The sequence below is a fragment of the Pandoraea captiosa genome, assembly GCF_902459775.1.
GTDB lineage: Bacteria > Pseudomonadota > Gammaproteobacteria > Burkholderiales > Burkholderiaceae > Pandoraea > Pandoraea captiosa.
Genome location: NZ_CABPSQ010000001.1, coordinates 231,896 through 248,401 on the forward strand (window position 1 = coordinate 231,896; position 16,506 = coordinate 248,401).

At 67.2% G+C, this 16,506-nt stretch carries 3 protein-coding genes; all 3 read left to right on the plus strand.

Annotated features, from left to right (window positions below):
• Positions 1–166 precede the first annotated feature (166 nt).
• The 3 genes from PCA31118_RS01115 (at position 167) to PCA31118_RS01125 (ending at position 16,504) form a co-directional block, all read left to right on the plus strand.
• On the plus strand, positions 167–1,858 hold the full coding sequence (locus tag PCA31118_RS01115; RefSeq protein ID WP_150622224.1) for a cyclic peptide export ABC transporter: 1,692 nt from the start codon (positions 167–169) through the stop codon (positions 1,856–1,858).
• A gap of 79 nt (positions 1,859–1,937) precedes the next feature.
• Positions 1,938–2,912 (plus strand): pandorabactin biosynthesis dioxygenase PanH, encoded by a 975-nt coding sequence (panH, locus tag PCA31118_RS01120; RefSeq protein WP_150622226.1) that lies wholly within the window; start codon positions 1,938–1,940, stop codon positions 2,910–2,912.
• A 134-nt stretch (positions 2,913–3,046) separates the two neighbouring features.
• A complete protein-coding gene (locus PCA31118_RS01125) occupies positions 3,047–16,504 on the plus strand; it encodes a non-ribosomal peptide synthetase (RefSeq protein WP_150622228.1) in 13,458 nt (4,485 codons plus the stop codon).
• The last annotated feature ends 2 nt before the right edge of the window (positions 16,505–16,506 follow it).

A 16,506-nucleotide genomic window follows, 5' to 3' on the forward strand; every position in this document is an offset into this window, starting at 1 on the left:
AGCCCAAAATGCGGCGCTGGGTCGCCGTATGTCGTGCGGTATCGAACCGTATCGAACCGTATCGAACCGTATCGTGCCATGTTGTGCCATGTCGTGGCGCGCAAGGGTTCCCTTGTTCCTTCATCGAGGTCCGCCGGGCGACGGCGGGTCAACCGCGGAGAGTCCCGTGTTCCTGTTTCTGTTCCTGTTGCGCGCTTCACGCTGGCTACTCGCGGCTGCGGTGGTCGCCTCGCTCGCCTGCGGCGTGGCAAACGTCATGCTGATTGCGTCGATCAATCGGGCGCTCGGCGCCCCGGCGGCCGAACTTGGCGCGCTGGCCTGGCGCTTCGCCGCGCTTGCCGTGCTGTCCATGCTCGCGCAGATGTGTGCCGGGGCGCTGTTCACCCGGCTGGGGCAGCGCACGCTGGCCGAACTGCGTCGCCACGTGTCGCGCATCATCGTCAACGCGCCGCTGCGCGTGGTCGAGTCCACGGGCGGCGCTCGCGTGCAATCGGTGCTGGCCGACGACGCCAACCACGTCGCCAACTTTTTCATCGGTCTGCCCACGCTCGTCATGAACGGCGCCATCGTTACCGGCTGCTTCCTGTATCTGGCGATTCTGTCATGGCCGATTTTCCTGATGGCATGTGTTGCGATCGGTCTCGGCGCGGTGGGATATCACATCAGCCATACCAAAGTGATTCGCTATCTGCGCACCGCGGGGCAACGTCAGGACGAACTGTTCGGGCATTTTCAGACACTGGCCTCGGGCGCCAAGGAGCTCAAGCTCAATCGTCGTCGTGCGGATGCGTTCCTCGCGCGCGTGCTGGGTTCTGCCATCGAAGCTGTGCGGGAGAACCGTTCGCGCGGTCTGACGCTGTTCATCTTCTCGGTCAGCTGGGTGCGTTTCCTGTTTTTTGCGCTGATCGGCCTCGTGCTGTTCGTGATGGTCGGCGCGACCTCGGGCAGCACCCATGTCGCGACCGGCTATGCCATCGTCTTTCTGTACATGGTCACGCCGCTCGAAGCGATGCTCAACAACATTCCGTTGCTGACGATGGCGCGTGTGGCGAGCGAGCGCATTCAGAAGGTGACGGCGTCGATGCGCAGCGATGAAGCCACGTCGACCGATGTGTCGAGGAACGGCGCGCCGCTGGTGCGTCTGCACGGCATCACGCACAGCTATTACCACGAGCAGCAGGACGAGATTTTCCGCATGGGGCCGATCGATCTGACGTTCCGCCCGGGCGAGATCACGTTCCTGATCGGCGGCAACGGCAGTGGCAAGACGTCGCTTGCGAAACTGCTCACGGGCCTGTACGTGCCGGAGAGCGGCGAGATCGTGTGGAACGGTCAGTCGGTCGACCTTACGAATCGCGATCGGTACCGTCAGTTGTTTTCGGCGATTTTCTTCGACTTCCATCTGTTCGAAACCCTGCTCGGGGCTGACGATGCGCAAACCGACCCTGCCCGGATCGACGCGTTCGCCGCGCGCTGGCTCGCGCGTCTTCATCTGCAACACAAGGTGAGCGTGACGAACGGTGCCTTCTCCACGCGCGATCTCTCGCAGGGGCAGCGCAAGCGTCTTGCCCTCGTGGCTGCGTGCGTGGAGGATCGTCCGTTTCTCGTGTTCGACGAATGGGCCGCCGATCAGGACCCGGTGTTCAAGGAGGTCTTCTATCGCGAGATCCTTCCCGAGCTCAAGGCGCAGGGAAAGACCGTGCTCGTGATTTCGCACGACGACCGCTATTTCGGACTCGCCGACCGGCTGGTGAAGATGGAGAACGGCCAGTTGATCGCCGACGGCGAATCGGGCGTCGCGCCGCCTCCGACTGTCCATGCCGAGGCGCATGGAGAAAAACCGCAGTCGTCCGCGTAAACCCCTTAAATTGCGGGCACGAGGATCGTCAATGAAAGTGCGGCGCGTGTGGCGCCGCGGTTTCGTTGAGGATCCAACCATGCTCGATACGATGCTCGATGTGCGCGCCCTGCGCACGGATGGCGACCTCCCGATGGTGGTCGAACCGCGAGATGCCGGTGTGCCGATCGAGGCCGCCGCCAGTGCGCTGCACGCGCTGGTGGACGAATATCTCCCGACTCGCGGCGGCGTGCTCTTTCGCGGCTTTCGCGTCGATGGCGATGCGGCGTTCCGCGAGTTCGCCGCGTCGTTCGGTCACTCGCTGTTGACCTATGAATTCGGCTCCACGCCGCGCAGCAAGGTCTCGCAAGGCGTCTACACGTCGACCGAATATCCGCCGCATCAGCACATTCCTTTGCATAACGAACAATCGTACACGCGCGATTGGCCGATGAAAATCTGGTTTTACAGTGTGCTGACGGCGCATGAGGGCGGTGAAACGCCGATTGCCGACAGCCGTCGCATCTATGCGCGTGTGCCGCTGGCGATTCGCGAGCGTTTCGCCAGCAAGGGCCTGATGTACGTGCGCAACTTCGGCAATGGCTTCGATGTGCCATGGACGCAGGTCTTCAACACGGAAGATCGTGCCGAGGTGGAAGCCTATTGCCGGGCGCATCGCATTGCATGCGAGTGGAAGGACGATGGCGAGTTGCGCACGCGTCAACTCTGTCAGGCGGTCGCGCAGCATCCGGTGACGGGCGACTGGGTCTGGTTCAATCAGGCGCATCTGTTCCACATCTCGAATCTGGCGCCCGACGTGCGCGAGACGTTGCTAGATGTCGTCGGCGAGGAGGATCTGCCGCGCAACGTGTACTACGGCGACGGTAGTCCCATCGAGGAAGACGCCCTGGCGACGATCCGTCAGGTGCTGGAGTCCGAGAAGATCAGCTTCCCGTGGCGCAACGGCGACGTGCTGATGCTCGACAACATGCTCGCCGCGCACGCGCGTTCGCCCTTCAAGGGGCCGCGCAAGGTGATCGTGGCAATGGCACAGGCGCACGGCGCCGATCGTTGATTTCGGTCGATGGTGCCGATCGCAGGTGCCGCCTGACATCGCCGGCATCCCCGATCGTGCCCCGGCGCCTTTGCCGATGGCGCAGCCCGCGCCAGTCCTTTGATTTCGTTCCCGCTTCGTGAGTCGCTACCGTCATGAACGACGCTCTTCGCTTGCCCGTCCCCTTTGGTTTCGTCCCGTCCATGGCCGCTTCGTCCGGTGCCGCGGTCGAATCGATCGGCCCCATCGAACATATGGTCGACCTGCTGCGCGCACGCGCTCGTCTCGAACCGGAGCGCGAGGCTTTGCGGGCGCTCTCCAGCGACGATGGCGACGGGCAGGTACTGACCTGCGCGGGGCTCGACACCCGTGCCCGAGCGGTCGCAGCCACGCTGCAACGTCTCTCGGCGGGCCACGCGCATGGCGAGCGCGGACTGTTGCTCTTGCCCACGGGCCTGGACTACGTGGCGGGGTTCTTCGGCTGTCTCTACGCGGGGGCGATTGCGGTACCGGCGTTTCCGCCGGAGTCGGCCCGTGCGCAACATCTCGCCCGCGTGCGTTCGATCCTGTCCGATGCAAACGCGCGCTTCGTGCTGACCGACCGTCGGCATCGCGACGCCATGCTGGCGTTCGGCGACGCGGTGCCGGAGTTGCAGGGGGTGGAGATCGTGGTGATCGATGAGATCGACGATGCGCTCGCCGCCCAATGGCAGGAGACGAGCATCTCACGTTCCGACCTGGCCTTCCTGCAATACACCTCCGGATCGACATCGACACCGAAGGGCGTGATGGTCAGTCATGCGAACCTGATGGCCAACGAAGCGGCCATCGTGGCGGGGCTGGGCATGACGCGCGACGACACCATGGTGAGCTGGTTGCCGCTCTACCACGACATGGGGCTGATCGGTGGGCTGCTGTCGCCGATTTATCGCGGGGCGCGTCTGGTACTGATGTCGCCGCAGTTCTTTCTCGAGCGACCGGTGCGTTGGTTGCGCGCCATAGACAAGTTCGGCGGCACCGTCAGCGGTGGCCCCGATTTTGCGTATCGCCTATGCGCCCAGCGCATCGACGCGGCCACCATCGGCACGCTGGATCTTCGCGGATGGCGTCTCGCGTTCTCCGGCTCGGAGCCGGTGCGTCACGACACGCTGGTCGACTTCTGTGAGGCTTTCGCTCCGGCGGGGTTCGATTCGAAAGCGGTGTATCCCTGCTATGGCCTGGCCGAGGCGACGTTGTTCGTCACGGGGGGGCGTCGCGGCGATGGTATGACCGCCGCCGAATTCGACCGCGGCGCGCTGGCCCGGCAACGCGCCGACACGTGTCGCGACGAAGGGACGACGCTTGTGGGTTGCGGCACCGTGCCACTCGACCACGAGGTGCGCCTCATGACGTGGAGCGATTCGCCCGACGTCGCGCCGTCGCCCGTGGCGCAGGGGGAAGTCGGCGAGATCTGGGTGAGCGGCCCGAGCGTGGCGCAAGGCTACTGGCGCAACGAGGAGGCGAGCGCTCGCACGTTCATTCAGGCGAGTGGGGAGAGTGGGGAAAGTGAGGAGAGCGGAGCGGGCGGCAGGCGCTGGTTGCGCACCGGCGACCTCGGCTTCGTTCACGATGGGCAGCTCTACATCACGGGCCGTTGCAAGGACGTCATCATCGTGCGCGGCCACAATCTTTACCCGCAGGATCTGGAGAAGGCCATCGAGGCCGACGTCGAACTCGTGCGCAAGGGCCGTGTAACGGCCTTCGCCGTGGACATCGACGGCGAGCCGGGGATCGGCGTCGCGGCGGAAGTGGGGCGCGGCGTTCAGAAAATGGTGCCTGCGCAAACCCTGGCGGAAGCGATTGCCGTGGCGGTCGCCGATGTCTGCCAGCAAGCTGCTGCCGTCGTGATCTTGCTTAACCCGGGGGCGCTGCCGAAGACGTCCAGCGGCAAGTTGCAGCGCAGCGCGTGTGCGAAGGGTTGGCGTGACGGGACACTCGACGCATGGGCGACCTGGCAGCACGGCGTGATCGCGGGCAAGGATACACAGACGCCGCCAACGTCTGCCGTCGGGCACGACACCCTCTACGAGACCGTCGCCGGCATCTGGTGCGAGGTGCTTGGCCGGAAGTCAATTGGGGTGGGCGACCATTTCTTCCTTTGCGGCGGCAGTTCGTTGCTTGCCATGCAGATGCTGGCGCGCGTGCACGAACGCCTCGGACGCAAAGCGACGCCGGCGTCGCTTTACGACCATGCGCGCCTGGGCGAGTGGGTGCGTGAGCTGGCGAAGGTGCCTCCCGGCTCGGAGACGCAAGACGCCACCGCTTCTCGCAGCATTCCGAGCGCGACACCGCTGGCTGAGACGGCACAGACGGCGGACGTGCAGGTGTTTCGTCAGTCGTTCGCGCAATCGCGATTGTGGTTCGTCCATCGCCTCGATCCGGCCAACAGTGCGGCTTATCACGTCGGCGGCCAGTTGCGCATCAGCGGGCGTTTCGATGAAGCCGCGTTCGCGCAGGCGCTGGACATCGTCACTGCGCGTCACGACGCACTACGCACCACATTCGACGAGCGCGACGGCGTTGCGGTTCAGATCGTCCACAGGCGCGCCGATATCGCGCTCACCGTGCACGACCTGACGGGCGATCCGAATCGCGAAGCGGCCGCCGCATCCCTCACGCGTGCGCTGCTCGCCGAACCCTTCGCGCCCGAGTCGGCGCCGCCCTGGCGCGTGGCATCGTTGCGCATGTCGCGCGATGTCGTGCACGATCAGCACGATCAGCACGATGAGTACGATGAGTACGATGGGCACCGGATCGTCTTCGTCCTGCACCACTTGCTGACCGACGCCTGGTCGATGACCTTGCTCGTCGATGAACTCGCACACGCTTACCGCGCCTGTGCGAATGGCGCGACGCCCGATTTCGAAGCCGTTCCGGTGCAGCCGGGCGATCACGCGCACTGGCAGCAGGCGCACATTGGCGGTGCCGCGCTCGAGCGTCAGCTCGATTGGTGGCAGGCACGCCTGCCCGAACCGTCGCCGGTCCTCACTCTGCCGTTCGACCGTGCGCGCGGGGCCGGTGCGTTACGCAGCGGGGCGGGCCGCACGCTGGCGTTCGAACTCTCGCGTGGCCTCACGCGCGACGTGCTGACGTATGCCGCGCAACGCAAGGCCACGCCTTTCATCGTGCTGGCCGCCGCATTCCAATGGCTGTTGCATCGCTACGCGGGCGAGACGGACATTCGGGTTGGCGTGCCGATCGCGCAGCGCGATATCGCGGGGCTCGAGCGTATGCTCGGCTGTCTCGTCAATACGCAGGTCTGGCGGACGGTGGTGGACCCGACGGCGGACTTCGACCGGCTGGTCGCGCAGGTGCGCGATGGTGCGCTGGACGCACAGGCGCATCGCGACGCCCCGTTCGAGCGCGTGGTGGAGCGTATCGCACCGCAGCGCAGCCTTGGGCAGTCGCCGCTCTTCCAGGTGATGCTCAATCACCATGTGGTCAATGCCGCATCGTCGCGCGTCGCGACCGGTTGGCCGACCGGGCTGAGTGTCGTCGCCGAGCCGCTGACCGGCGGGGCGCAATACGATCTCGCGCTGGACATCGACGAGTTGCGCGAAGGGGGCGCCGGCGCACTTGGCCCGAACGACGCGAGCACCGATCCGCTCGACGGCGTGAGGCTGCGTGCCCGACTGACATTCCCGACCGACCTGTTCGACGTCGAGACCATCGAACGACTGGGTGCGGACTGGTGCGCCGGGCTGGCGACATTGCTGGCGATGCCGACGCGGCCGCTTGCGGCGCTCGACGTGGCGTTTGCCGCCCCGCCGAACGGTCGCACGGCAGCGCAGGAGGTGTCGCCGTGCGACCGGCCGGCGGCGTTCCAAAGTGTGCCCGCACTCGTCGATGCCCGGGCCCGGCAGCAGCCGTCGGCCATTGCGCTGCGCGACGAGACGGCCACGCTGACCTATGCCGAGCTGGTGTGCGCGGCCAATCGCGTCGCGCAATGGCTGCTGGCGCAGGGCGCGACGCCCGAGGCGCGCATCGGTCTGGCGATGTCGCGTCAGACGGCCATGATTGCCGGCCTGCTCGGCATCATGAAGGCGGGCTGTGCCTTCGTGCCGCTCGACCCGTCCTATCCCGCGCAGCGGCTCACGCAAATCATCGAAGACGCCGGGATTTCGCTGGTGCTCACCGAGACTTCGCTGATGGATGCGCCATGGATGCCAATGCGCCATGCCGCCCTGACCGACATCGTTGCCGAGCGCACGCTATCGGGCGATACGCCGCCATTGGCCCTGCATCCCGACCAACTCGCCTATCTGATCTATACGTCCGGCTCGACCGGCGTTCCCAAAGGCGTGGCGGTCGCGCATGGGCCCCTCGCCATGCACTGCGTGGCCACCGGGGCGCAGTATCGTCTCACGCCGGACGTCTGCGAGTTGCACGTGCTGTCGATCAACTTCGACGGCGCGCATGAACGGTGGATGGCGCCGTTGATCTGCGGCGCGTCGCTGTTCATCGCCGACGAAAGGCATTGGGCGCCGCAGGCGATGGTCGACGCCATGCGCCGTCATGGCGTGACCAACGCCGGCTTCCCAAGCGCTTACCTGAGCCGTCTGGCCACCAGTGCCGCCACCGGCGCGCCGGCGCTGCGGCTGCTGTCGTTCGGCGGCGAAGCGATGCCGTGGCCCGCGCTGCGCGCGGCGCAGGCGATGTTTCGTCCGGCACAGACGATCAATGGGTATGGCCCGACCGAAACCGTGATGACGCCGGTCGCATGGTCCATCGATGGCGATCTCGACGCCCAGCCGGCGGTGCAACGCACCGCGCAGGCCTATGCCCCGATCGGTGTGCCCGTGGGCCACCGTCGGGCGTGGGTGCTGGATCCGTGGCTGGGTGAAGTGCCGCTCGGCGCCGCCGGTGAGCTGTATCTCGGCGGTGAAGGCATCGCGCGAGGCTACCTGGGACGTCCCGGGTTGAGCGCCGAGCGCTTCGTGCCGGACCCGCGCGGCGAGCCGGGCGCGCGCATGTACCGCACCGGTGACCGTGTGCGACGTCTGGCCGACGGCACGCTCGTGTATCTCGGGCGTTTCGATCAGCAGGTGAAGGTGCGTGGCTTTCGCATCGAACCCGGTGAAGTCGAGACCCAGTTGCTGCGCGAAGCGGGCGTCGACGATGCGCTGGCCGTTGTGGCGGCCGGGCCGACGGGCGATCAGCTCGTGGCATACGTTGCAGGCAAGGGCCTCGATGGCGAAGCGCTGCGCATGGCGCTGGCGAACCGGCTGCCGGACTATCTCGTGCCGTCGCTCGTGATCGTGCTGGACACGCTGCCGAAGCTGCCCAATGGCAAGCGGGACCGCGCCGCATTGCCGGCGCCGGTGTGGGGCAGTGCGGGCGGACAAGCGCCGCAGGGCGAGGCGGAGGCTGCGCTCGCGGCCATCTGGCAGACGTTGCTGCACGTGCCCGCAGTCAGTCGCGACGATAACTTTTTCGCGCTGGGCGGGGACTCCATCGTTGCCTTGCAGATGGTCAGCCGTGCGCGTCAGAGGGGCTGGCAAATCGGTGCGCAGGAGGTTTTCCGTCATCAGACGCTGGCGCGCGTGGCCGCCCAGGCGCTTCCCACGCACAGCGCTGGGGATGAAACCCCCACGCCGGAACCGATGCAGGGCGACGTTCCGCTTACGCCCGTGCAGGCATGGTTTTTCCGGCAGGACGTGGCGAGTCGCGATCACTGGAACCAATGGATCGAAGTGCGGTTGCCTCATGGAACGGATGGAACGGATGGAACGGATGGAACGGATGGTACGGACGGGACGGACGTGACGACGCTTCGCCAGGCGCTGGCGCGCGTGGTGACTCATCACGACGCGTTGAGACTGCGCTTCACCGAGCGCGACGGCCGTTGGCATGCGCGGTACGTCGCGCCGCACGCGGCCGACGATCTGCTCTGGCATGCCGCCGTGTGCGACGAAGCGCAACTGGCCGAGCGGCTCGCGCAAGCCCAGCGGAGCCTGTCGCTCGCCGACGGCCCGCTGTTGCGTGCGCTGCTGGTGCGCACCGAGGACGGACGACTGCGTTGCTTCCTCGTGGCGCACCATCTGGTGATCGACGGGGTGTCGTGGCGCATTTTGCTTGCCGATCTTCAGACGGCGCTCGATCAGCGCAAGCACGCGCCGGACCATGACGGCAGGTTGCCTGCCGTGGGCGAGTCGATGCGCGCCTGGGCGCAGCGCTGGCATGACTGGACGCACAGCGAGGCGGCGCAGGCGGCGCTCGGCGTCTGGCAGCAATCGCTGCAAGGGGCGCGCGACACGATCGACATCGCGAAGGACAACCTTGTCGACCGGGGCACTGGCGAGATCGAACAGACGTGGCGCGCGGACATTGCACAGCCACTGACGGCATTGCGTCGCGTTCGCCTGCATGAGGTGCTCGGTGCCGCCGTGGCCCATACGCTGGGTAAGCGCATCGGTGCCGCGCGCTATGTCGTTCACGTGGAGGGTCACGGTCGCGGGGGCGACGGCGCGGGCGATCTGTCCCGCACGCTGGGCTGGTTTACCGCCGCCTGGCCGCTCGCCGTCGACGTTGGGGCCACGCCTCACGCGACGTTGGCCGCCACGCGCGCGGCCTGGCGACACGCGCCGCAGGCGGGCGCGAGCTATGGCGCACTCCGCTATCTCGGCACGCCGGTTGCGCAGCAAACGCTGGCGGCGCTGCCGCAGGGTCTCGTCACCGTGAACTTCCTGGGACGCAGCGTCAGCCATGAGGCTGAGGAGGGCGTGGTCGGCATTGTCGACGGCGGGCTTTCGCACGCGCCCGAGGTGGCGCCTCCCAATTGGCTGACGTTCGACGTCTGGCAGCGCAACGACGCGCTGCACGTCGTTTGCCGCTACGACCGGTCGCGTCTGGTCGGTGACGACGTGCGGACGTTGATCGACGACATCGGCGCGACGCTCCGTGCATTTGCGCAGACGCTGCCTGACAACGAGCCGATCGTCGCCGAGGATTTCCCGCACGCAGGGCTGACCGGCGAACAACTGGCGGCGCTGCCCGCGCCTGCGCAACAGCTCGAAGCCGTAGTCCCGGCCACGTCGATGCAGCAGGGCCTGCTCTTTCACGCGCAGCAGCAAGGTACGGCCGACCCGTATTTCTATCAGAAGGGCTTCGTCATCGAGGGCGAACTCGATGTCGACGCGTTCGCGCAGGCATGGCGCGACACCATCGCGCGCCATGCGGCGCTGCGCACCGCTTATGCGACCGACGTGGGCGAGCAGCCGCTGCTGTTGGTATATGCGAAGGAAACGGTCACGTCGGGCGCCGGGTGCCTGCCGCAGGAGGACTGGCGTGGCCTCACGCTCGCCGAACAGCATGGTCGTCTCGATGCGCGTTTCGCGGCCGAGCGCGCCGCAGGGTTTTCATTCGCGCAGGCGCATCGTGTGCGTCTGACGCTGGTGCGTGTCGCGCAGACCCGCTGGTGGCTGCTCTGGAGCAGTCACCACGTCGCGCTCGACGGCTGGAGCACCGGGTTGGTCCTGAGTGACGTCATGGCGCGATATACCGTGTGCGCACGTGGCGGCGTGTTGACGCAGGCCGACTTGGAGGTGGCCCCGTCGTTCGCCGAGTTTGCCGTCTGGCAACGCGAGCGCGACGTCACCGTGTCGTTGGCGCACTGGCGTCGGCTGCTCGATGGCGTGGGTGCGCCGACGCCATTGCCCGCAGCGCACACGGCGGTACAGGACGCGCTACAAGAGACGACACAAGAGACGGCACAAGACACGACGCGACAGACGCCCACGTCGCGCCATGGCGAGGCAGTGTGGACGCTCGCGCCCGGGCAATGGGAGGCATGGAGCGACGCGGCGCGTCGCGCAGGGGTGACGCCGGGCACTCTGTGTCAGGGGGCGTGGGCGATGCTGCTGGCGCGTCACGCCGGTTTGCGCGATGTGGTGTTCGGCGTGACGGCCTCGGGACGCTCGGCTGCCATGCCCGGCATCGAACGGATGGCGGGACTCTTCATCAACACCTTGCCCGTGCGCGCCAAACTCGAAGCGCACCGCACGGTCGCGCAGTGGTTGCGAGACTTGCAGACGCAGACGGCGCAATCGCGCGAACACGAGCATGTCGCGCTGTCTGCCATTACCCGTGAAGCGCAACGCGAAGGCGAGGGCGCCGACGGCGCATTGTTCGAGAGCATCGTCGTCTTCGAGAATTACCCGCTCGACGCAGCACTGCTTGGCCAGCGCGACGACGGCCTGCGTCTGTCGTTACTGGAACGTGAGCCACAGGCGCGCAACAACTATCCGCTCTCGCTCATCGTCGAGCAGCATGACGGTCTGCGCCTCGTACTCGCCTTTGCCCGCGAGCGATTCGACGAGGCTGCCGTGCGCATGCTCGGCGAACAGTTCGTGGCCTTGCTGGGCGCGCTGGCGTCGGGCATCGACGGCCCGTTGGGCCGTATCGGGCTGGGGGACACCGCAGCGCGGGCCACGAGTGCCGTGGCCTGGCCGACGCAGGATTTGCTGGAGGTATGGCAGGCCCATGTGGCGCGCGACGGCCACGCTCTGGCGGCCGAGGGCGAGGATGGCGCTTTACGGCGTGCCGAACTCGATGATTTGGCGAATCGTCTGGCTGCGGCGCTTCAGGGCCGTGGCATCGGACCGGAAGATCGTGTCGCCGTGTGTCTGCCACGCAGCGCCGCATGGGTGGGCGCGATTCTGGGCATCTGGAAGGCGGGGGCGGCGTACGTGCCGCTCGATCCCGCGCAGCCTGTCGAGCGGCTTAACCGGCTCTTGAGCGCCAGCGGTGCGAAGGCCGTGATCGTCGACGAGCATGCGCCCGAGATCGCGCACGCGCCGACGATCCGATGGCACGCGCTGACGTCCACCGCCACCCCGAATGCCTCAGTCGCGCCCAGACCCGTTCGAACCCATGCACTGCAAGCCGCTTACGTCATCTACACCTCGGGATCGACGGGCGAACCGAAGGGCGTCGTGGTCAGTCGCGGTGCGCTGCATAACTACGTGCAGGCCGTGGCAGCGCGCTTGTCCGAGTGCGGGCTGAGCGCGGGCGATCCGCCGACGGGTGGTTTCGCCATGGCATCGACCGTGGCCGCCGATCTGGGCCACACAACGCTATTCGGCGCACTGGCGCTGGGGCGTCCCGTGTACCTCGTGCCGCAGGCGTGTGCATTCGATGCGCAGCGATTTGCGCAATGGTGCGCCGCGCGTCCCATCGACGTGCTCAAGATTGTGCCGGGCCATCTGAAAGGTCTGCTCGACGCGGCGGGCGAATCGGTATTGCCACGCGTCGTTCTGGTGACGGGCGGCGAGTCGCTCGATTCGGCTTTCGTCGCGCAGATTCGGGCGGCTCGCCCGTCGCTTGCGGTGCTCAACCACTATGGGCCGACGGAGACGACCGTCGGCGCGCTCACGTATGCGGTGGCGCCGGTCGCATTGAAGACGTCGGTGCCTGTCGGACATCCGCTTGCCAACCTCCACGCGTATCTGCTCGACGCCGACCTCAACCCTGTACCGCCGGGCGTTGCCGGCGAGCTCTATCTCGGTGGGGCGGGGCTTGCGCGAGGCTATCTCGGTGCGCCGGGGCAGACGGCCGAACGATTCGTACCGGACCCCTGGCGCACCGGGGAGCGGCTGTATCGCACCGGTGACCGGGCGGTGCAACGTGCCGACGGCGCGTTCGTCTATCTCGGCCGCATGGACGATCAGGTCAAGATTCGCGGTTATCGCGTGGAACCGGCCGAAGTGGCGCAGGCGATGCGTCGGGTGCCGGGGGTGACGGACGCAGCCGTGGTGGCGCGTCATGACGGGCCGGGGGGCGCGTGGTTGCACGGTGTCTATACGGGCGGGGCGACGACGGACGTCGTGCGCGCGGCGCTGAACGCGGCGTTACCGGCCGCGTGGGTCCCCGCGCGACTCGACGGCGTGGAGCAGTTGCCCCTCACCCCGAACGGCAAGTTGGATCGTCGCGCACTGGCCGCACTGGCTGCGCTAGCCACGCTCGCCGAGCGAGGCGAAGCCACGAACGAATTACCGCACGACGGCATGGAAGCCGAGATCGCATCTATCTGGTGTCAGATCCTCAAACGCGATCGGGTGGGACGCCACGACGCTTTCTTCGACATCGGCGGTGACTCCATTCTTGCGCTGCAGGTCATTGCACGCCTGCGCAAGCGCGGTCTCAAGATCGGTCCGCAGCACCTGGCGTCGCATCCGACGATTGCCAGACTTGCGACGCTCGCCGCCCCGGTCCCCGCTGCGGCATCGTCTGACGCGACGCCCGTTCAGGTCGGGTCGCCAGGCCCCACGCGCGGCGATGCGCATCGCACCCGATTCCCGTTGTCGTCGTCGCAGCGCCGCGTTTGGCTGGAGACGCAATTGGCGCCGCGGGAGGGCGCGTATCACATTGCCGGCGCGCTGCGTCTGGAAGGGCCATTGCAGGCGCATGCGCTGGAAGGCGCGCTGCACACGCTGTCGGCATGGCACGACGCCTTGCGCACCACTATCGTGGTCAACGATGTCGACGGCGAGCCGCAGCAATGCGTACATGCCACGCTGCCGGTCGCGTTCACTCGCGACGCCGACATTCCCCCGGGCGCCGGCGACGCCGCCGTCCAAGCGCGTCTCGATGCCCTCACGCGGGCACCGTTCGATCTGGTGGCCGGGCCGCTCTGGCGCGTGCATCTGATGCCGCTGGGCCAGCACTCGCATGCGCTGATGCTGGTCATGCATCACCTGATCTCGGACGGCTGGTCGATGAACCTGTTGATTCGCGATCTGGCACACGCCTATCGCGCCCATGCGAGTGGCGTGTCGCCAGCGCGTGCGTCGGTGGGCGCCCCGGCACCGCAGGTGCGCTACGGCGATTACGCGGTGTGGCAGCGTGAGCAACTGGCGAGTCCCGCGCAGGCGGAGCAACTGGCGTACTGGCGTGCGCAACTCGGCACGACACACCCCGAATTGGCGCTGCCGTTCGATCGGGCACGTCCGGCGACGCGTGACGGCGCGGGGGCGAGCATCGACCTGACGGTATCGCCCGACTTGCCTGCGCGGCTGGACCGCTTCGCGCGTGAGCACGGCGTGACCCGCTTCATGGTCATGGCCGCCGCGTTCCACCTGCTCCTGCATCGCGTCACCGGCGACGCCGACATCCGAACGGGCCTGCCGGTCGCCGGGCGCTCGCACGAGTCGGTCGAGCCGGTCGTGGGCTTCTTCGTCAACACACAGGTGCTGCGCTCGCAGATCGACACGCCCACGACGTTTGCGTCGCTCGTCGCGCAGATTCGCGATGGGTTGCTGGCGGCGCAACAGCATGCGGATGTGCCGTTCGAGCGGTTGGTGGAGCATCTCGCACCGGTGCGCAGCGTTTCGCGTCATCCGCTGTTCCAGGTGTCGCTCAATCACCAGAAGCGCGCCTTCGCCCCATTGAGCGATCTGGCGGGCCTGACGATGCAGGCCATCGAGCGTCGCGCGCATCACGCGCAGGTCGACCTCGCGCTCGACACCGAGGAGGACGATACCGGCGCCTTGCGCGGCTGGCTAACGTATGCCTGCGATGTCTTCGATGCCGCAACGGTGCGCCGCCTGGGCGATCAGTGGCTGGTGCTGCTCGACGTTGCCATGGCACAGGCGCAAGTCCCTGTGGCGCGTCTGGCCATGTGCGAGCATCACGCCGCGCCGCCGTCCCGTCGCCACCCGCGCACGAAGGTGGCCGTGCCGATGCCGGTCCATCTGACTATCGATGCGCAGGCCGCCGCGCGTAGCGATGCCATTGCTGTGAACGACGGCCAATCGCAATTGACCTACGCCGAACTCGTATCGCGCGCCAACCGCGTCGCCCACGCGCTGATCCGCGCGGGCGTTGCACCGGAAGCTCGTGTGGGGCTGGCCATGTCGCGTGGCACGGACCTGATCGTTGCGATGCTGGGCATCCTCAAGGCGGGGGCGGCTTATGTGCCGCTCGATCCGGCCTATCCGGCGGACCGGCTGCGTTACATGGTGGCGGACGCTGGCGTCACCCATGCGATCACGCAAGTGTCGCTGGCGCATGCCACATGGTTGCCGCCGGGCGCGCATACGATCGAGTCGCTGCTATCGGATAGCACGCTGCCCACGAGCCCGCCCGCTCGCGACGTGCACGTCGATCAACTCGCTTACGTAATCTACACGTCGGGTTCGACGGGCCGGCCCAAGGGGGCGCAGCTCACGCATCGGAACCTGATGCGGCTGCTGCTCGGCACGTCGCGCGACTTTGCGTTCGATGCCGATGACGTCTGGACGATGTTCCACTCGTACGCATTCGACTTCTCCGTCTGGGAGATCTTCGGTGCGCTGGTGCACGGTGCGCGGCTGGTCGTCGTCTCGCAGGACACGGCACGCGACCCGGTCGCGATGTGGTCGCTCGTCGCCCGTGAGGGCGTGACGGTGCTCAACCAGACCCCCTCGGCGTTCTACCAATGGCTCGGCGCCATGCCCGACGACGTGGTCACGACGACCTTGCGCCATATCGTCTTCGGCGGCGAAGCGCTCACCCCGGCGCGGCTTGCTGCGTGGTGGCAACGCTTTGGCGACGCGACACGCCTGACCAACATGTACGGCATCACCGAGACGACGGTGCATGTGAGTCAGCGCGTATTGCGGGCCGACGACACCGCCGGTTCCCCCATCGGCGAGCCGATTGCCGACCTCGACTGGCGCGTGCTCGACGCGGGTCTGAACGACGTGCCGCCTGGTGTCGCGGGTGACTTGTACGTCTGTGGCGAGGGACTGGCGCGCGGTTATCTCGGGCAGGCGGGGCTCACGGCCGAGCGCTTCGTGCCGGATCCCTACGGCGCACCCGGCGAGCGCATGTACCGCAGTGGGGACCGTGCGCGGCGTCTTGCCGACGGCACGCTCGATTACCTCGGTCGCGGCGACGCGCAGGTCAAGTTGCGCGGCTTCCGTATCGAACCGGGCGAGATCGAGGCACACCTGCTGCGTCACGACGACGTGACCGATGCGGCCGTCGTCGTGCGCGACGACGGTGCGGGCGAGCAACTGGTGGCGTACGTGGTGTCGCCGGTGGACGCGTCCGAACTGTGGCCGCGTCTGCGCAGCCACCTGGGAGGACAGTTGCCGACGTACATGGTGCCCGGGTTGTGGACGCCTCTGGACGCACTCCCGCTCACCCCCAACGGCAAGCTCGATCGCCGGGCGCTGCCGGTGCCGGAGGCCGTCGCTGCGACGCGTTTCGAAGACCCGCACGAGGGCAGCGAGCAACTGATTGCCTCGATCTGGCAGGACGTGCTGGGTGTGCCGCGTGTCAGTCGCCACGACGACTTTTTCACGCTGGGCGGCCACTCCCTGCTTGCCACGCAGGTCGCTTCGCGGCTGCGAGACGCGCTGTCGCTCGATGTGCCGCTGCGCACGCTGTTCGAAGCCAGCCGCCTGAGCGCACTCGCCGAAATACTGGATGGGCTGGTGGCGCAGGCACGCCCATCGGCGTCGCATTCCGATATCAGCGCTGCGGCGGACCTCGCAGACGCCACCGGCGATGCGCTGCAAGCCGCGCTGCGCGAAATGGAATCCCTTTCCCCCGAGGCGCTGCAAGCGCTGCTCGGTTCGGAGGCACGATAGAC